At 65.3% G+C, this 17,321-nt stretch carries 13 protein-coding genes; 3 read left to right on the top strand and 10 right to left on the bottom strand.

Annotation, left to right across the window (positions count from 1 at the left end; all coding sequences use genetic code 11):
• The first annotated feature begins 30 nt into the window (after positions 1 to 30).
• Positions 31 to 1,872 (top strand): amidohydrolase, encoded by a 1,842-nt coding sequence (locus PSEEN_RS24940; protein WP_086009466.1) that lies wholly within the window; start codon positions 31 to 33, stop codon positions 1,870 to 1,872.
• 69 nt (positions 1,873 to 1,941) lie between these two features.
• Here PSEEN_RS24940 and PSEEN_RS24935 read toward each other — a convergent pair whose 3' ends face one another.
• Positions 1,942 to 2,853, bottom strand: a complete 912-nt coding sequence (locus PSEEN_RS24935; protein WP_011536365.1) for a LysR substrate-binding domain-containing protein — start codon at positions 2,851 to 2,853, stop codon at positions 1,942 to 1,944.
• Positions 2,854 to 3,095: 242 nt separating this feature from the next.
• On the opposite strand from PSEEN_RS24935, the gene ycaC reads away from it, so the two are divergent.
• A complete protein-coding gene (gene ycaC, locus PSEEN_RS24930; protein WP_011536364.1) occupies positions 3,096 to 3,725 on the top strand; it encodes an isochorismate family cysteine hydrolase YcaC in 630 nt (209 codons plus the stop codon).
• Positions 3,726 to 3,823: 98 nt separating this feature from the next.
• On the opposite strand, the gene PSEEN_RS24925 is transcribed toward ycaC, so the two are convergent.
• On the bottom strand, positions 3,824 to 4,117 hold the full coding sequence (locus PSEEN_RS24925; RefSeq protein WP_044488576.1) for a DUF3077 domain-containing protein: 294 nt from the start codon (positions 4,115 to 4,117) through the stop codon (positions 3,824 to 3,826).
• A gap of 641 nt (positions 4,118 to 4,758) precedes the next feature.
• On the opposite strand from PSEEN_RS24925, the gene PSEEN_RS24920 reads away from it, so the two are divergent.
• On the top strand, positions 4,759 to 5,037 hold the full coding sequence (locus PSEEN_RS24920; protein WP_044488574.1) for a HigA family addiction module antitoxin: 279 nt from the start codon (positions 4,759 to 4,761) through the stop codon (positions 5,035 to 5,037).
• A gap of 3 nt (positions 5,038 to 5,040) precedes the next feature.
• Here PSEEN_RS24920 and PSEEN_RS24915 read toward each other — a convergent pair whose 3' ends face one another.
• The 8 genes from PSEEN_RS24915 to mgtA all read right to left on the bottom strand — a co-directional run bounded on the left by PSEEN_RS24915 (position 5,041) and on the right by mgtA (position 17,268).
• The gene (locus PSEEN_RS24915) at positions 5,041 to 6,828 is read right to left on the bottom strand and encodes a monovalent cation:proton antiporter-2 (CPA2) family protein (RefSeq protein WP_011536361.1); all 1,788 of its coding nucleotides are present in this window, start codon (positions 6,826 to 6,828) and stop codon (positions 5,041 to 5,043) included.
• Between the two features lie 231 nt (positions 6,829 to 7,059).
• Positions 7,060 to 8,076 (bottom strand): alpha/beta hydrolase, encoded by a 1,017-nt coding sequence (locus tag PSEEN_RS24910; RefSeq protein WP_011536360.1) that lies wholly within the window; start codon positions 8,074 to 8,076, stop codon positions 7,060 to 7,062.
• A gap of 31 nt (positions 8,077 to 8,107) precedes the next feature.
• On the bottom strand, positions 8,108 to 8,359 hold the full coding sequence (locus PSEEN_RS24905; RefSeq protein WP_011536359.1) for a DUF2790 domain-containing protein: 252 nt from the start codon (positions 8,357 to 8,359) through the stop codon (positions 8,108 to 8,110).
• Positions 8,360 to 8,584: 225 nt separating this feature from the next.
• Entirely contained in the window at positions 8,585 to 10,072 is a 1,488-nt protein-coding gene (locus tag PSEEN_RS24900; protein ID WP_011536358.1) for a YifB family Mg chelatase-like AAA ATPase, read from the bottom strand.
• Between the two features lie 111 nt (positions 10,073 to 10,183).
• The gene (locus PSEEN_RS24895) at positions 10,184 to 11,992 is read right to left on the bottom strand and encodes a M48 family metallopeptidase (RefSeq protein ID WP_011536357.1); all 1,809 of its coding nucleotides are present in this window, start codon (positions 11,990 to 11,992) and stop codon (positions 10,184 to 10,186) included.
• A gap of 4 nt (positions 11,993 to 11,996) precedes the next feature.
• The gene (locus PSEEN_RS24890) at positions 11,997 to 13,997 is read right to left on the bottom strand and encodes a DUF4034 domain-containing protein (RefSeq protein ID WP_011536356.1); all 2,001 of its coding nucleotides are present in this window, start codon (positions 13,995 to 13,997) and stop codon (positions 11,997 to 11,999) included.
• Between the two features lie 187 nt (positions 13,998 to 14,184).
• Complete coding sequence (locus PSEEN_RS24885) at positions 14,185 to 14,547, bottom strand: DUF2493 domain-containing protein (RefSeq protein WP_011536355.1); 363 nt, start codon at positions 14,545 to 14,547, stop codon at positions 14,185 to 14,187.
• 9 nt (positions 14,548 to 14,556) lie between these two features.
• Positions 14,557 to 17,268 carry a magnesium-translocating P-type ATPase gene (gene mgtA, locus PSEEN_RS24880; protein ID WP_044488572.1) on the bottom strand — a complete coding sequence of 904 codons (2,712 nt, stop codon included), beginning with the start codon at positions 17,266 to 17,268 and terminating at the stop codon, positions 14,557 to 14,559.
• Between the last annotated feature and the right edge of the window lie 53 nt (positions 17,269 to 17,321).

Raw genomic sequence — 17,321 nt, 5'->3', positions numbered from 1 at the left:
TCCACCTATGCAGCCACCCAAGGAAGCCCCATGACCGCCGACCTCATCCTGTTCAATGGCCGACTGCACACCGTCGACCGCGAGAAACCCCAGGCCAGCGCCGTCGCCATCAAGGACGGCACGTTCATCGCCGTGGGCAGCGACGCCGAAGCCATGGCCCATAAAGGCAGCAGCACGCAGATCATCGATCTCAAGCAGCGCACGGTGATCCCGGGCCTGAACGACTCGCACCTGCACCTGATCCGCGGTGGGCTGAACTACAACCTGGAACTGCGCTGGGAGGGCGTGCCATCGCTGGCCGACGCCCTGCGCATGCTCAAGGACCAGGCCGACCGTACGCCGACCCCGCAGTGGGTGCGGGTGGTCGGGGGCTGGAACGAATTCCAGTTCGCCGAAAAGCGCCTACCCACCCTGGAAGAAATCAACCAGGCCGCGCCCGACACCCCGGTGTTCATCCTCCACCTGTACGACCGCGCGCTGCTCAACCGCGCCGCGCTCCGGGCGGTCGGCTACACCAAGGACACGCCCAACCCGCCCGGTGGCGAGATCCAGCGCGACAAGTTCGGCAACCCCACCGGCATGCTCATCGCCCGGCCCAATGCCGCCATCCTCTACGCCACCCTGGCCAAGGGGCCGAAGCTGCCGCTGGAGTACCAGGTCAATTCCACCCGCCAGTTCATGCGTGAGCTCAACCGCCTGGGGCTGACCAGCGCCATCGATGCCGGCGGTGGCTACCAGAACTACCCGGATGACTACCAGGTGATCCAGGAGCTGGCCGACAACGGCCAGCTGACCGTGCGCATCGCCTACAACCTGTTCACCCAGAAACCCAAGGAAGAACTGGCCGACTTCAAGAACTGGACGCAGAAGGTCAAGCCCGGCGACGGCAACGACTTCCTGCGCCACAACGGCGCTGGCGAGATGCTGGTGTTCTCGGCGGCCGACTTCGAGGACTTCCTCGAACCCCGCCCGGACTTGCCGCAGACCATGGAGCAGGAACTGGAACCCGTGGTGCGCCACCTGGTCGAGCAGCGCTGGCCGTTCCGCCTGCACGCCACCTACGACGAGTCCATCTCGCGCATGCTCGATGTGTTCGAGAAGGTCAACCGCGATATCCCGTTCAATGGCCTGCCGTGGTTCTTCGACCATTGCGAGACCATCACGCCGAAGAACATCGAGCGGGTGAGGGCGCTGGGTGGTGGCATCGCCATCCAGGACCGCATGGCGTTCCAGGGCGAATACTTCGTCGAGCGCTATGGCGCCAAGGCCGCCGAGGCGACCCCGCCGATCAAGCGCATGCTGGCCGAGGGCGTGCCGGTGGGTGCGGGTACCGATGCCACTCGGGTGTCCAGCTACAACCCCTGGACCTCGCTGTACTGGATGGTCAGCGGCAAGACCGTTGGTGGGTTGGAACTGTACCCGGACGGTGGCCTGAGCCGTGACGTTGCCCTGCAGCTGTTCACCCACGGCAGCGCCTGGTTCTCCAGCGAGCAGGGCAAGAAAGGGCAGATCAAGGTGGGCCAGCTGGCCGACCTGGCGGCGCTGTCGGCGGACTTCTTCAGCGTCGAGGAAGAGGCGATCAAGTGGATCGAGTCGGTGCTGACCGTGGTCGACGGCAAGGTGGTGTATGGCGCCGGTGACTTCGAGAAGCTGGGGCCGGCGCAGATCCCGGTGGTGCCGGAGTGGTCGCCGGTGGTGAAGGTGCCGGGGCACTGGCGGGCCGGCGCACCGCTGGCTGCGGCCGTGCACCAGTGCGTCGGGCCTTGCGGGGTGCATGCGCACAGTCATGAGAAGGCGCGGCATTCCAGTGTGCCGGTGAGCGACTTCCAGGGGTTCTGGGGGGCGTTGGGTTGTTCCTGCTTTGCGTTCTGAGTGAAACGGGGGCCGCTTTGCGGCCCTTTCGCGGGTAAACCCGCTCCTACAGGGATTTGTGGGCGCGGGCTACGCCATGTCGCTGACCGCAAACTCCTCCGCCAGGTGATCGATCAGCGCCCGTACCGACGGCAGCAACCCCCGCCGCGACGGGAAGATCGCATGCACGATCCCACAGCGCGGCTGCCAGTCCGGCAGCATCTCCACCAGGCGCCCGGCCGCCAGGTCCTCACGCACCGCCACCCGCGGCAGGTGCGCGATCCCCACCCCGGCCACCACGAAATGCCGCAGCGCGAACAAGTCATCGGTGACCATTCGTGGTTTGTGCGGGATCACCAGGCTTTGTGCCCTGTCCTCACCCTGGAACAGCTCCCACTGGTACTCGCGCTGGGCGCCGCCCCAATGCAGGCTGGGCAGCGTGCTCAGTTGCTGTGGGTCGAAACCTGCCGGCAGCTGTTCGAGGAATGACGGATGGCCGACCAGGCACTGGGTGCTGTTGCTCAGCACCTTCATCACCATGTCGGTGTTCTCCAGCGGCGGGAAGCGCACCCGCAACGCGATGTCGAAACCCTCGTGCAGCAGGTCGACGCGGCGGTTGGTGCTCTCGATGAACAGCTCCACCTGCGGGTACTTGAGCATGTAGCGGGTCAGCATCGGCCCGACCCAGGAGTTGAGCAGGGTGGTCGGGCAGCTGACGCGCACCAGCCCGCGTGGTTCGCTGCGGTTGCGTTCGATGATCTCGGCGGCGCCCTCGGCCTCCACGCGCATGGCCAGGCAACGGTTGTAGTAGGCCTGGCCGATCTCGGTCAGCGAGCAATGGCGGCTGGTGCGGTGCAGCAGGCGCACGCCCAGGCGCTCCTCCAGGTCGGCGATGCGCCGGCTGAGCTTGGACTTGGGCATGTCCAGTGCCCGGCCGGCCGGGGCGAAGCCGCCGTGTTCGACCACCTGGGTGAAGTAGTAGAGGGAGTTGAGGTCTTCCATGGGGCGGTCTCCGGGTGTTGGGTTGCCAGTACCGGCCTCTTCGCCGGCAAAGCCGGCTCCTACAAGGGTTGCGCCGTACCTGTAGGAGCCGGCTTTGCCGGCGAAGAGGCCCGTAAGCCAACCCACTATCTATCGTTCATAAAACAGGACGCTAAAGCCAATTTTCGCAGTCTACCGACTCAAAGGTAACGAATCTAATCTTTGCTCATCAACGCGAAACACCACCCCTCAGGAGCAACGACATGAGCAAATTCACCTACAACCGCCTGAACAAAGACGACGCCGCCGTACTGCTGGTGGACCACCAGGCTGGCCTGCTGTCGCTGGTGCGCGACATCGAGCCGGACCGCTTCAAGAACAACGTGCTGGCCCTGGCGGACCTGGCCAAGTACTTCAACCTGCCGACCATCCTCACCACCAGCTTCGAGCAAGGCCCCAACGGCCCGCTGGTGCCGGAGCTGAAAGCACTGTTCCCGGATGCCCCGTACATCGCCCGCCCCGGTCAGATCAACGCCTGGGACAACGAGGACTTCGTCAAGGCGGTGAAGGCCACCGGCAAGAAGCAGCTGATCATCGCCGGCGTGGTGACCGAAGTGTGCGTGGCCTTCCCGGCGCTGGCGGCCTTGGAGGAGGAGTTCGAGGTGTTCGTGGTCACCGACGCTTCCGGCACCTTCAACGAAATGACCCGCGACGCGGCCCACAACCGCATGAGCCAGGCCGGCGCGCAACTGATGACCTGGTTCGGGGTGGCCTGCGAGCTGCACCGCGACTGGCGCAACGACGTCGAAGGGCTGGCGGCGCTGTTCTCCAACCACATCCCCGACTACCGCAATCTGATCACCAGCTACAACGCGCTGACTGCTGGCAAGTAACCCGCGCTGAAAACGCCAAAGGCCGGCCCCGTCGAAGGGGCCGGCCTTTTTGTGCTTGGCCCGTAGGAGCTGGCTTGCCGGCGAACCTGCTCAGGCCCTCATTTCACGCCATTGGACTCGATCCCCTCCAGCATCGCCTCCGTCAGCCCCTCGGCCATCTCGACCGCATGCAGGTTGGCCCACAACAGGCTCTTGCCCGTGTCGTCCATATGGTCGAGGGCTTTGTAGCCAACGTTGTAGGCGCTGCGCAGGTACTGGGCGACATGCACCAGGGCGTCGTGGGCGTTGATGTCGGGGTTGACCGCGAACAGCGGTGGGTGGCCGGCGTCGCATTTGCCGAAGGGGTGGTGGCGGGTGTCGGGGAGGGGTGGGTCGGGGACGATCTTTTTCATTGCAGATTCCTTCTTGAGGTTTGACTGCAACCGTCCGTTTCCACGCAGAGGGCGGCAGTTGTACACGGGGTGGAAATCCGGAAAGAAGGTCACCCGGTAGGCCAGAGGCCTCCCGCATACAACTGCCATTACGGCACCTTCTAAGGACTACTGGGTTTCCACACCCGATCGCTGAACCGACAGCGACTGGGAGATCCTAGAGGGCGTGATTTCCCCGGACAATCAGACGGGAATCGACAGATCTCGTAGGGTATTTCCTGGGGTGTAGGCTGGTCAGTGAGAAAGGTTTTCAGATCACGTAGGACATTGCTGAGCTCGGCAGATTCGGGCGTTTTTCGAACATCCTCTGTCGAGGTTGTCAGAAGTTTCTCGGTTGATCTGCTCTGCCGCTGTTGTATGGTTTCGGACGAGCGCGAAACCAGTTGCTATCCAGTGGCGATAACTGGTGTAGGGACCCCGTTGGTGGCTGGATCATCAGCGTAGGGTGAGACCTCGATCTGCCGTTTAAAGCGGGGCCGCTCTGCGGCCCTTTCGCGACACAAGGCCGCTCCCACAGAGGATTGCGATCTCCTGTGGGAGCGGCCTTGTGTCGCGAAAGGGCTGCGCAGCAGCCCCAAAAAGTTCAAGACGGAGTGACAGCCATGCACAACCCTCCCCATCCCGGCGAAGCCCTGCGCGAAGACATCCTGGCCACCATCGGCATGAACGTCTCTTCCCTGGCTCGCCACCTTGGCTACTCACGTGGCCAGTTATCCACAGTGCTCAACGGCCACGCCGCCATTTCAGCCGACCTGGCCTATCGCCTTGAACTGGCCGGCCTCGGCAGTGCCCGTCAGTACCTGGCCGAGCAGGCGGCCTATGACCTGTGGCAGGCCGCGCACCGCGAGCATCCACCCATCGAGCGGTTGGCGTTCGCCTGAGTCTCAATCCGCATCCGACTCGAACAACCGCTCCAGCTCCACCCGCGCTTCCTTGGCCGTCTGCATCACCTTGGCCCGGTCGTCACGCACCAGGCCCTGGGCTTCCAGCACCTGTTCGTCATGCTCGGCGAACCGCTCGATCCGGTAGGCCGCCTGTTCCTCCGACAACCCCAGCCCGATCAAGGTGCGCCGGCTCATCTCCAGGCTGGAATGGAACGTCTCGCGGATCGGCTCGGCGCCCACGTCCATCAACTTGTGCACATGCTGGCGGTTGCGCGCCCGGGCGACCACCTTCAGGTGCGGGTACAGCCGCTTGACCCGCTCGGCGGTGCGGGTGGCGGCCTCCGGGTCGTCGATGGTGATGATCACATACTCGGCCTCGCCGACCTTGGCCGCATGCAACACATCGGAGCGCGATGGGTCGCCGTAGAACACAGGCACCTGCTCGAACATGCGGGTCATCTCGATGGTGTCCACCGAGGTTTCCAGGGCAATGAACGGCACCTTCTGCGCCCGCAGGATGCGCGCGACGATCTGGCCCATGCGGCCCATGCCGACGATCACCACCCGCGGGGTGCCGGCGTCGATACTCTTGTACTGCTCGGGCACTTCGCGCGGTGGCTGCGGGCGCTTGAGGGCGCGGGCGCAACCGAGCATCAGCAGTGGGGTGATTGCCATCGACAGGGTGATGGTCATCAACAGCAGGTCGTAGGTCTGGATATCGAACAGCCCCTGGTCCTTGCCCAGCTTGAACACCACGAAGGCGAACTCGCCACCGGCCGCCAGCACCATGCCCAGGCGCAGGGCGCTGGCACGGTTGAGCCCACCCGCCAGGCGGCCGACGCCGATCAGCAGCACCAGTTTCACGGCGATCAGCAGCAGGGTCAGGCCCAGTAGCACCAGCGGCATTTCCAGCAGCAGGCGCAGGTTGGCGCCCATACCGACACTGATGAAGAACAGCCCCAGCAGCAGGCCCTTGAACGGCTCGATCTGCGCTTCCAGCTCATGGCGGTATTCCGAGTCGGCCAGCAACAGGCCGGCGAGGAAGGCGCCCAGGGCCATGGAAACCCCGGCTTCCTCCATCAGCCAGGCGGTGCCGATCACCACCAGCAGCGCGGTGGCGGTGGACACTTCCGGCAGGCCGGTGCGGGCCACGGTGCGAAACAGTGGGCGTAGCAGGTAGCGGCCGCCGACGACGACCACGGCGATGCTGGCGAACACTTTCAGCCCGTGCTCGAGACTGTCGCCTTGGGCAGTGTCCGGGCCGCTGGCGGCCAGCAGCGGTACCAGGGCGATCAGCGGGATCGCGGCGATGTCCTGGAACAGCAGGATGGCGAACGCCAGGCGGCCGTGGGGCGCGTTGAGCTGCTTGGTTTCGGCCAGGCTTTGCAAGCCCAGTGCGGTGGACGATAACGCCAGGCCCAGGCCCAACACCAAGGCGGCCGGCAGTGTCTGGCTGAAGCCGAACAGGGCGATGGCGCCGATCACCGCGCCCGTCAGCAGTACTTGCGCGGTGCCGACGCCGAACACCGATTTGCGCATCAGCCACAAGCGTCGTGGAGACAGCTCAAGGCCGATGATGAACAGCAGCAACACCACGCCCAGTTCGGAGATATGCGCGACACTTTCGGTGTCGCGGATCAGGCCCAGGGCCTGCGGGCCGATGGCCACGCCGGCCAGCAGGTAGCCGATCACGGCGCCCAGTTGCAGGCGTTTGGCGAGGGGAACGGCGATCACGGCGGCGAGCAGGAAGATCACCGCGGTTTGTAGAAGGCTGCCTTCGTGTGGCATCGGTTCGGGCTCCATGAACTGCGTGGGCAGCGGTTGTGTCTGGAGCGCTATTTTGCGGACTGGTCGTGGCAACGACAATCCGCCAGGGCGTGACGCATCGTTCGTTCAGAGGAACGGTACGCCCGGCCCCCGTACCGTAGGAGCCAGCTTGCTGGCGAACCAAGCGCCGCGGTGGCTGGCACCGGCGTTGCCGGTGTTCGCCGGCAAGCCGGCTCCTACGAGGGCACGTTGTTACTGGAGGTGTTGCTTCAATGCCTGTGCCGCCTGGTCCATGGCACTGCGGACAGTGGGCACCGTGCTCAGCACATTGAGTAGGCCGTAGTCATGGATCATGCCGTTGTAGCGCACGGCGGTCACCGGCACCCCGGCCGCGTCGAGCTTGCGGGCATAGGCTTCGCCTTCGTCACGCAGCACATCCATCTCGGCGGTCTGCACCAGCGCCGGTGGCAGGCCCTTCAACTGCTCGAGGCTGGCGCGCAACGGCGAGGCGTGGATGTCATCGCGCTGGCGCGGGTCGGTGGTGTAGCTGTTCCAGAACCACTGCATCATGTTGCGGGTCAGGAAATGGCCCTCGGCGAACTGGTTGTACGACGCGTTGTTGAAGTTGGCATCGGTCACCGGCCACAGCAGTGCCTGGAAGCGCAGCTTCGGCGTGCCGGCCTCCTTGGCCTTGATCGCCACCACCGCGGCCATGTTGCCGCCGACGCTGTTGCCGGCTACTGCCAGGCGATTGCCGTCCACGCCGATCTCCTTGCCATGCTCGGCCACCCAGCGGGTGGCGGCGTAGGCCTGGTTGATCGCGGTGGGGAATTTCGCTTCTGGCGATGGCGTGTAATCGACGTACACCGCTGCCGCGCCGGAACCGACCACCAAGTCGCGGATCAGGCGTTCGTGGGTGGGGTAATCGCCCAGCACCCAGCCGCCGCCGTGGAAGAACATGAACACCGGCAGCTCACCCTTGGCCCCTTCGGGGCGTACCACGCGGATCTCCAGCGGCTGGCCGTCGGCCTGGATGGTCCGGCGCTCGACGCGAATACCCGACAGGTCGACCTTCACCCCGGCCTGTGCACCACTCAGTACGGCGCGGGCATCTTTAGGTGCCAGGGTTTCCAGCGGCTTGCCACCGCCAGCGGCGAGGGCATCGAGGAAACCTTGGGTGGTGGACTCGACGCCGGGGCTGCCGGCGGCGAAGGCACTGTTCACGGCCAAGGTCAGCAGGCCGGCGGTCAGGGTGCGGGACAGGTTCATGTTCGGGCTCCTTGAGTGATGTGTCGGTGGTTCAGTTCTGGTTGGCGAGGGTGGTGGGTTGCACGTAGCTCACGGCGCGCAGCTGGCCGCTGCTGTCGCGGTAGGTCAGGGTGGCGTTGCCGGTGTGGCCCTGGGTGCTGGCGGGCGCGTCGACCTTGACCACCTGGGCGATGTCCAGGTCCATGCCGTAGTGGTAGGGGGTGGCTTCGGTGGCGAAGGCGCCGGCACTGGTGCCGAGGGTCAGGGCGGTGGCGGTCAGGGCGAAGGCTTTGCGAAGGGTCATGGTCGTTCTCCAGGTTCTGCTGAGTGGGGTTGGCGACTGCTTGCTGCGTGAGATGAATATTGCGCGATAATATTTAGTGCGCAAAATATATTTCCACTATGGCGCCGATTGAGCGTGTCTGTAGGAGCGGCTTTAGCCGCGATGCGGGCAACGTGGTGTGTGGCACCGGCGTTGCCGGTGATCGCGGCTAAAGCCGCTCCTACAGAGCCGGTGTTACAGGCTGCGTCAGGCGCTGGGCCGGTACTGCAGCGCTTCGGCCAGGTGCGACCTGGTGATGGAGGGGGCCTGTTCCAGGTCTGCCAGCGTGCGGGCCACCTTCAACAGCCGGTGTGCTGCCCGCAACGATAAGGTCAAGCGTTCACAGGCCGTCTCCAGCCAAGCCTGGTCAGCCGGTTCCAGCGGGCAGTGCCGGCGCAGGCCTTTAAGGTCAAGGAAGGCATTGGTGCAGCCTTGGCGGCGTTGCTGCAACTCGCGAGCCTCGGCGACCACGCGGGCAACACTGGAGCTGGTCTCACCGCTGGGCTGGCTGTTCAGCACGGTGCTTTCGCGGGCCACGGTAAGATGCAGGTCGATACGATCGAGCAGGGGGCCGGAGAGTTTGTTGCGATAACGCTGGATCTGCTCGGGGCTGCAACGGCAGCGGCCGGTGGGGTCGCCGAAGTAACCGCAGGGGCAGGGGTTCATCGCCGCTACCAGCTGGAAACGCGCCGGAAAGCGCACCCGGTCCTTGGCCCGGGCCACCACGATCTCGCCGGATTCCAGCGGCTCACGCAGCACCTCCAGCACGCGTCGCTCGAACTCCGGTAGCTCGTCGAGAAACAGCACGCCGTGGTGCGCCAGGGTGATCTCGCCGGGCTGCGGTCGGCTGCCACCCCCGACCAGCGCCGGGCCGGATGCGGAATGGTGGGGATGACGAAATGGCCGCTGCGGCCAGCAGTCGAGCGGAGCATGGCCGCTGACCGAGCGGATGGCCGCCACCTCCAGCGCCTCGCGCTCGTCCAGCGGCGGCAGCAGGCCGGGCAGGCGGCTGGCGAGCAAGGTCTTGCCGGTACCGGGCGGGCCTGTGAACAGCAGGTTGTGCCCTCCGGCGGCCGCCACCAGCAGGGCGCGTTTGGCGGCGACCTGGCCCTGGACTTCGCTCAGGTCTGGGTAGGGCCGTTGTTCCAGTAGCAAGCCATTAGCCGCGTAGGGTGGCAGGGGCAGTTGCCCGCTCAGGTGGGCGACCAGTTCCTGCAGAGTGCCAACGGCATACACCACCAACCCGCTGGCCAGGCTGGCCTCTTCGGCATTCTCTCGGGGTACCACCAGCGCCCGGCCGGCATCGCGTGCGGCGAGGGCTGCAGGCAGCACCCCCTGAACTGGCCGCAACGCCCCGGACAAGGCCAGCTCGCCCAGGCATTCGATGTCATCGAGGGTGGCCGCCGGCACCTGGCCGTTGGCGGCGAGGATACCCAGGGCGATGGCCAGGTCATAGCGCCCGCCGTCCTTGGGCAAGTCGGCGGGGGCGAGGTTCTGGGTGATGCGCCGGGCTGGGTAGTCCAGCCCCGAGTTGACGATGGCGCTGCGCACCCGGTCCTTGCTCTCCTTGACCGTGGCCTCCGGCAAACCGACCAGGGTGAGCGTGGGCAGGCCGTTGGCCAGGTGGGTTTCGACGCTGACAGGTGGTGCCAGCACCCCGACCTGGGCGCGGCTGTGGACGAGGGCGAGGGACATTGGGCGCTCCGTGCTTGCTTGCGAGGGGCCGCATCCGGCGGCCCGGCAAAGCTTAGAGGGGTCTCTGCTCGCAGGGCTGAAAAGAGTGCATCGAGGTTTTACCGCGCTCGCTCAAGGTTCGAGTGGGTGCAGGGCGCTGGCCGGACCGCAGTGAGCCAGCAGTGGATCCGAGGGTTCGAGCAGCAGGCTGCGCACGGGCAACTCGACCCTGGGCATCAGTCGCTCAAGGAGCTGCTCGCACGCCTCCTGTTCGAATGGAACCTCGCCGCTGACTCGCCGCAGCAGCCGTGAAAGCCAGGAGTTGCGTGGCAGCACCACCAGCAGATAGTGATCCGCGCCAGGCTCGAGCAACAGCCAGGCACCGGCCGTGGCCGACAATAACGGAGCAAGGGTTTCGGTCAGTATCTCCAGTTTCGATGCGGGCAGGCCGTGGGGCTGGTAGTCAGGCGCTTGCTCGAAGGCCTGCGACAGCTCGTCCGCCTGTTCGCGCAGGAGGCGGGCGGCGGCCCAGTCCTGGTTGCGCAATGCATGTTCGGCAAGGCGGTGCAGTGCGCTCACCTGGTACCTGGAGGGTTGCTCCGCCAGTGCTTGCCACAGCTCGCTGGCCGTCGAGCAGTCGCCCTGCTGCTGGTGCCGCTGTGCCTGCTGGAACATCAGCCAGGGATGCTGTGCATCCAGGGCCAGGCCAAGCTCGAGCCAGTTTTCACCTTCGCATCCAGGCGCCAGCAGGTGGCGCTCCAGCCAGGCGAGGTGCGCCAGTTCGTCGGCATTCAGTGTCCGTAGCGAGCGCTTGCTCAGCAGGGCATGCCTATCGCTGCGTTGAGCCCGAGTCCGCTGGGTCGCGCGCTCATGCTGATGCTGAAAATGATCGTCACAGCGCGCGTCCATGCGCTGCGCCAGGGCCGCATGTTCATCCCCCAGCCACAGGCGTGCCGCGCAGGGTGCGGGGCGCTGCCAGGGAATGTCGGCATGCTGTGGGTCCGTGTCGATCTCCAGCGCCGACAGGCGCTGTGCCAGGCTCGGGTGGGTCGAGTGTTCATCCACCTCCTCACGCAAGGCATCATGCAACCAAGTGCAGGCGTGAGCCCTGTCTGTGGGCTCGGCCAGTGGTTGACCATGCGCCAGTTCGGTGAAGTGCCCTCCCGCCGTCTCGACATGGCGCTGTGGCCAGAACGCGGATTGCAGCGCCCGGGACTGGATGCGCATCCCGATCAGCGCCTGCGCCATGACCCGGCTGCCGTAGGTGCGCGCCGCTTCGGCATCGGCCTGGTACTCGCACTGCCGGGCGAACGCGTAACTGGCCCTGAGCAGGCGAGGTACATACCAACCGACGAACAGACGTAGGGGCGCATGGGCCAGCCCGACATGCTTCTCGATACGCTCACCCATGGCCTGCCAGCGTTGCCGTGCAAAATACAGGCGGCTGCTGTAGCGGCCATGCCGCTGGGCGATGTGGGCGAACTCGTGGGCGAGAATCGCCGTGCAGGCTTCGCTGTCCAGCGCTTCGAGTAGTGGTAGCCCGAGTACCAGGCTGTTGCGGGTGCGGCCGAGCAACGAGCGTTGTTGGCGGATGCCGGCATTGAAACATTCATCCAGGTAGACGAAGTCTGGCGCCGGTGCGCCGAGCTTGGCACGTACTTGTTCAATGGCGGCGGCGAGATCCGGCAGTGCTTGCGCATGCAACTCGATACCGGGTGACTCGTCGTCGTCCTGGTGGGTGAATGCCTGGCGGATGATCGACCACCCCATCACCGGTGCCGGCCAGGTCAGCAGCGCGGCCACCCAGCCCGGCCAACCTGAAAAGGTCAGCCAGGCCAGCAAGGGCAGCAGGCACAGCGTGCAGGCGAGGAAGATCAGAAAGCCTTCGCCGAACCACAGCCAGGCATGGATACGCACACGCTCGAGAAAAGTGGCGCTCATGGTTTCAGCGGGTCAGCGCGGCAGGCGGTAGTTCGCCTCTCGAGAACTTGCCCTTGAACAGAAACGCGGTGATCCCGGTGAGGAACGAGAGCAGGCGGTTGTGCGAGTTGAAGATGCACCAGGCGATTTCCTGGATCTGCTCGCTGTCAGGCTTGATCTGCATGGCGCGCGATACCCATTGCATGGCGGCAAAGCGATTCTTGCGGGGCGCACCTTGGCCTTCCATCCAGGCCAGGCCGATTTCCGCGCAGGCACGGGCGGCCACCCAGTCATGGGCGTGATCGAAGACCGTATACAGGTACGCCAGGCCTTGTTCATGGTCCACAGGCTCGCCGTAGCGGCGCAGCAGAATGCCCAGGTGCAGGTTGACGTGGCCATCGATGCGCTCGTCGCCCAAAGCCTCGAGCAGTTGCCCCCAGACTTCCACCCGGGCCACCGGATCGCTCAGGTCCTCACCCGAACTCATGCGGTCACGCGCAATGTTGTACTTGCTGACCTTGCAGCCCATCTGTGCCGCGCGCTTGAGCCAGTAGTCGGCCTTGTGCTCGTCCAGGTACTGCTCGGGCGTGTCATGCAGCCAGCCACGGTGCAGGTCGTACAGCGCGGCCGGGGCATTGGGCAGCTCCAGTTCGGCGAAGCGCTGGTAGAGGAAGTACGCCACCGGATGCAGGTTGGCGCCCCACAGCATCAACGGGACGTCCAGCACGTCGAAACCATAACCATCCCGCCCACTCTGGCGCTTGGCCGCGGTCGCCAGCCATTGGTCGGCCAGCTCGCCCGAACGTTCGAAGCCCCAGAGCCCGAACTGATGCCCGGCGGCGCGCAGGGCGCAGGCTGCGGCGTAGTTGGGGGTGTCACAGAGCCGTTCGATGACGGTCTTGAAGGTCTGCTGCGGATCGGGGGCCAGTTGGTTCACGGCCAGGTAGGCCAGGCTCCAGAACGGCTCGCCGATGTCGCCCACCCAGCTCTGGTCCGGATAGTGCTCCACGCTAGCGCTGAACAACGCCATGGCCCCGGCGTTGTCGCTGAGCGAATAGCGTCGGAACGCCGCTTCGCGCGCGAGCAACGTGGCGCGTTCCAAGGGGCGCAGTTCGCGTTGCGACCAGTCCTGGAACACCGCCTGCCAGTCGGCGATCCTGTCGTGCTCGTCGCTTTCCGGGAGATCGAACTGATCATCGAGGATCACCCAGCGCAGGCCGTTGCGATGGGCTTCGCTCCAGCCGTCGGTCAAGCGGCCGCTGGCCAGGCCGTCGATCTCCTCATAGCTGCCACCCCAGCGTGGTCGAAGGTAGGCGGTGTAGGTCTGCATCGCCTCATAGGCATTGGGGAACCCTGCCATTGCCCTGAGCAACCAATAGTCTTGTGGGCGCTCGAACTCGTGCACGTCACGGGCCGGTAGCAAGGCGGGAAGCGCCTGCGGTAACTCGGCAAGCACCTGGAGGCCATAGCGATGCAGGTGCTCGGCAGCTTCTTGCCGTACCTGCGCCTCGGCCTGGTCGGCGGGGCGCCAGCGAGCTGGCTGGCCTTTGAACAATTCGCTCAGCCAGCCGGGCTCGTCGAAGTGCGCGCAGATCTTGATCATGCAGATTGCCGCGGCCACGGGACGTGGCGACAGGTTCATGGCCTGCAACAGATGGGCAGCGGCCACTTCACAAGCTTGCGCGGCCCCCAGCCAGCGATCCTCGGTCACCTCGGGCGCCACCGCGAAACTGCGGATGTGAGTGGCCCGGTCGAACGCGTGGAAGGCCATGGCGACATGTGGGTGGTAGGCGTTCGGGCACGCGTCGATCCAGGCCTGCAGGACGGCGGTAAGGTCCTTGCCAATCTGGGTTTCCCAGTCGATCAGCATGTGCCCCTTGGCGGCGTCGAGGTAGGCCGGGCACTCACCAGGGGCCGCCTGAAGCCATTGCGCCTCAAGTGAATCGATAAAGTGGGTCAGTTCTTCGAATGCGTTGGCCTGCGCCAGTTCACGGATGTGCTGGCGGGTACGGGTGAGCGTCTGCAAGAGGTCTACCTGGTAAGTCCATTTAAACGGAAGCGTCCATTGCCAAGATGATGGCAAATGAACAGTACGCGATGGACTTATCGGGAGTAAAGCGCAAAGGCCAGGGCTAGGGGGTTCCCTGATGGGCCACTGCCGCCTCCCTGATTCGCAAGGGGCGGCAGTGTTTGTTTCATGTGCTGCGCAGGTGTCATTGGCTCCTGGTTTGTCGAGCCCCGCAGATGACCACAAGACCTTGTCCCCGTGCCCGGGCCAACAGCTCCTCGGTATCGTCCCCGCCGGGCAGCGCCAGCACCGTGTCCGGCCGGCTGTCACGCAACATGAAGACATTGCGCAGACGTTCGGCCAATTTGCCATGCAGCTGCCAGTTGGGCGGGTAGCGGACGATATCGGCGCCATGCTCGCGGGCCCAGGCTTCGATATCGCCCCCCAGATGCTGGCTGCCGCCATGGATCAGCACGCGGATCGGTTGCTGGCGCTGGAGGTCGTCCAGCGCCTGGCGGCAGCGGTGGCTGTCGGCGTAGTTGCGCCCCGCGCAGATCAGTACTCGCATGGCCACCCCTCAGAACCACTGGCCGAAGCGGCGGATGTATAGGGTCTTCATGGTCTGCGCGACCAGGCAGTAGCCCAGCAGGGTCGCGGCCAGCCACGGGAAGTATTCCCACGGCAGCGGCACCAGCCCGACCATCGCCCCCAGCGGCGAGAACGGGATGTAGATGCCCAGGCACATCACCAGCCCCGTCGCCAGGATCACCGGCAGCGCCGCGGTGCTCTGGAAGAACGGCACCTTGCGGGTGCGCAGCATGTGCACCACCAGCGTCTGCGACAGCAGCCCCTCGACGAACCAGCCGGACTGGAACAGCGCCTGCATTTCCACGCTGTTGGCGGCGAACACGTACCACATCAGGGCAAAGGTGGTGATGTCGAAGATCGACGAAGTCGGCCCGATCCACAGCATGAAGCGGCCGATGTTGCGGGCATCCCACTTGCGTGGCTCGCGCAGGAACTGCTTGTCCATGCGGTCCCACGGCAGTGACAGCTGGGAGAAGTCGTACATCAGGTTCTGCAGCAGCAGGTGGATCGCCAGCATTGGCATGAACGGGATGAAGGCGCTGGCCACCAGCACCGAGAACACGTTGCCGAAGTTGGAGCTGGCGGTCATGCACAGGTACTTCATGATATTGCCAAAGGTTTCCCGGCCTTTGAGCACACCCTCTTCCAGCACCATCAAGCTCTTTTCCAGGAGGATGATGTCGGCCGATTCCTTGGCGATGTCAGTGCCGCTGTCCACCGAAATGCCGACGTCGGCATCCCGCAGGGCCGGGGCGTCGTTGATGCCGTCGCCGAGGAAACCGACGGTGTGGCCGTTGGCTTGTAGCGCCTTGAGCACCCGCGACTTCTGCAGTGGGGTGAGCTTGGCGAACACCGTGCGCTCTTCTACCAGCACCTTGAGCTGGGTGTCGTCGAGGCGTTCGATGTCCTGGCCGAGCAGCGGCTGGCCAGGCTCAAGGCCCACTTCGCGGCAGACCTTGCAGGTGACCACCGGGTTGTCGCCGGTCAGCACCTTCACCTTCACACCCATTTCGCGCAGGGCGGCAATGGCCGGGCCGGCAGTTTCCTTGGGTGGGTCGAGGAAGGTCAGGAAGCCGCGAATCACCAGTTCGCGCTCGTCGTCGGTGTGGTACTGGGCCTTGCCTTCGATGGCGGGAATCTCGCGGGTACCGACCAGCAGCACGCGGAAACCTTCCTGGTTGAAGGTGGCGGCAGTGGCGAGCAACTGCTGGCGATGGGCGTCGTCCAGCGCGACCCGCTGGCCGTCCTGTTCCACGTGGGTGGCGATGGCCAGCACCTCTTCGACCGCGCCCTTGCTCACCAGAAGGTGATCGCCCAAGGCGTCCTTGACGATCACCGACAGGCGACGGCGGATGAAATCGAAGGGCAGCTCGTCGACCTTGGCATAGGCGTAGGGTGGCTGGAAGCTGCCGTTCTCTCCGGCGAAGCGCAGCACGGCCTGGTCCATCAGGTTCTTCACACCGCTCTGGTGATGGCTGTTGAGCCAGGCCAGTTCGAGCAGGCGCGGGTTGGCGCGGCCACTGGGGTCGACGTGGTGTTCGAGGATGATTCGGTCCTGCGTGAGGGTGCCGGTCTTGTCGGTGCACAGCACATCCATCGAACCGAAGTTCTGGATGGCGTTCAGGCGCTTGACCACCACTTTGCGCCGGGCCATGGCCACGGCGCCCTTGGCCAGGTTGGCGCTGACGATCATCGGCAGCATTTCCGGGGTGAGGCCCACGGCCACGGCGAGGGCGAACAGGAAGGCGTCGCTCCAGTCGCCCTTGACCACACCGTTGAGCATGAACACCACCGGCACCATCACCAGCATGAAGCGGATCAGCAGGCGGCTGACGCTGTTCACCCCGCGGTCGAAGGCAGTCTGGCTGCGCGAGCCGGCGATGGCCTTGGCCAGGGAGCCGAAATAGGTGCGCTTGCCGGTGGCCACCACCACGGCGCGGGCCCGGCCGCTGACCACGTTGGTGCCCATGAAGCCAATGTTGGGCAGGTCGAGCAGGTTGCCTTGCACGCTGGCGCCGTCGTCGGCGGATTTTTGCGCGACATGGCCCAGGGTGTCGTACTTCTCCACCGGCAAGGCTTCGCCGGTGAGCACGGCCTGGCTGATGAACAGGTCGCGGGATTCGATCAGGCGGATGTCGGCGGGGATCATGTCGCCGGCGCTGAGTTGCACGATGTCGCCGGCCACCAGTTCGTTCATCGGCACCTCGCGCAGGCGCGGGGCCTGGTCGTGGCGTTCACGGCGCAGCACGGTGGCGGTGGTGCGGACCATGGCCTTGAGCGCTTCGGCGGCCCTGTTCGAGCGGTACTCCTGCCAGAAACGCAGCAGGCTGCTGGCACTGACCATGGTCATGATGATGATGACCTTGGTCAGGTCGGCCTCTTCTACCTCGCCTGCGCGCAGGGGCAGCCAGTAGTCGGTGACGAAGCTGATCCCGGCCAGGGTCAGCAGTACATAGATGAAGGGGTTGTGCAGGGCCTTGAGCAGTTGCACCAGGGCCGGTTCCGGTTTGTCGTGGGCGACTTCGTTGGCCCCGTCGCGCTGCAGGCGCTTGCTGGCTTCGTGCTCGGTCAGGCCCAGTTCGCTGGCGTCGAGGTTGGCGAGGGTGACGGCCAGGCCGTTGCGCGCCTCACGGGCGGCGCGCATGGAGAGGCGGGCGTCTGCACCGGTTTTGCTCGTGGTGTTGCGGTCTTTTACGGTCATTTGGCTGTGCTCCTGCCGCAGGAGGCGGCACGACACACAGTCGACTCACGGGT

The organism is Pseudomonas entomophila L48 (assembly GCF_000026105.1).
GTDB classification, from domain to species: Bacteria; Pseudomonadota; Gammaproteobacteria; order Pseudomonadales; family Pseudomonadaceae; genus Aquipseudomonas; species Aquipseudomonas entomophila.
The sequence above is the reverse complement of the archived record's forward strand: the minus strand, read 5'-3'. Positions and strand labels throughout refer to the sequence as shown.

What these genes read in the sequence shown, in the direction of transcription:
- PSEEN_RS24940 (WP_086009466.1), top strand. Translation starts at nt 31, where the DNA reads ATGACCGCCGACCTCATCCTGTTCAATGGCCGACTGCACACCGTCGAC.
- PSEEN_RS24935 (WP_011536365.1), bottom strand. Translation starts at nt 2,853, where the DNA reads ATGGAAGACCTCAACTCCCTCTACTACTTCACCCAGGTGGTCGAACAC.
- ycaC (WP_011536364.1), top strand. Translation starts at nt 3,096, where the DNA reads ATGAGCAAATTCACCTACAACCGCCTGAACAAAGACGACGCCGCCGTA.
- PSEEN_RS24925 (WP_044488576.1), bottom strand. Translation starts at nt 4,117, where the DNA reads ATGAAAAAGATCGTCCCCGACCCACCCCTCCCCGACACCCGCCACCAC.
- PSEEN_RS24920 (WP_044488574.1), top strand. Translation starts at nt 4,759, where the DNA reads ATGCACAACCCTCCCCATCCCGGCGAAGCCCTGCGCGAAGACATCCTG.
- PSEEN_RS24915 (WP_011536361.1), bottom strand. Translation starts at nt 6,828, where the DNA reads ATGCCACACGAAGGCAGCCTTCTACAAACCGCGGTGATCTTCCTGCTC.
- PSEEN_RS24910 (WP_011536360.1), bottom strand. Translation starts at nt 8,076, where the DNA reads ATGAACCTGTCCCGCACCCTGACCGCCGGCCTGCTGACCTTGGCCGTG.
- PSEEN_RS24905 (WP_011536359.1), bottom strand. Translation starts at nt 8,359, where the DNA reads ATGACCCTTCGCAAAGCCTTCGCCCTGACCGCCACCGCCCTGACCCTC.
- PSEEN_RS24900 (WP_011536358.1), bottom strand. Translation starts at nt 10,072, where the DNA reads ATGTCCCTCGCCCTCGTCCACAGCCGCGCCCAGGTCGGGGTGCTGGCA.
- PSEEN_RS24895 (WP_011536357.1), bottom strand. Translation starts at nt 11,992, where the DNA reads ATGAGCGCCACTTTTCTCGAGCGTGTGCGTATCCATGCCTGGCTGTGG.
- PSEEN_RS24885 (WP_011536355.1), bottom strand. Translation starts at nt 14,547, where the DNA reads ATGCGAGTACTGATCTGCGCGGGGCGCAACTACGCCGACAGCCACCGC.
- mgtA (WP_044488572.1), bottom strand. Translation starts at nt 17,268, where the DNA reads ATGACCGTAAAAGACCGCAACACCACGAGCAAAACCGGTGCAGACGCC.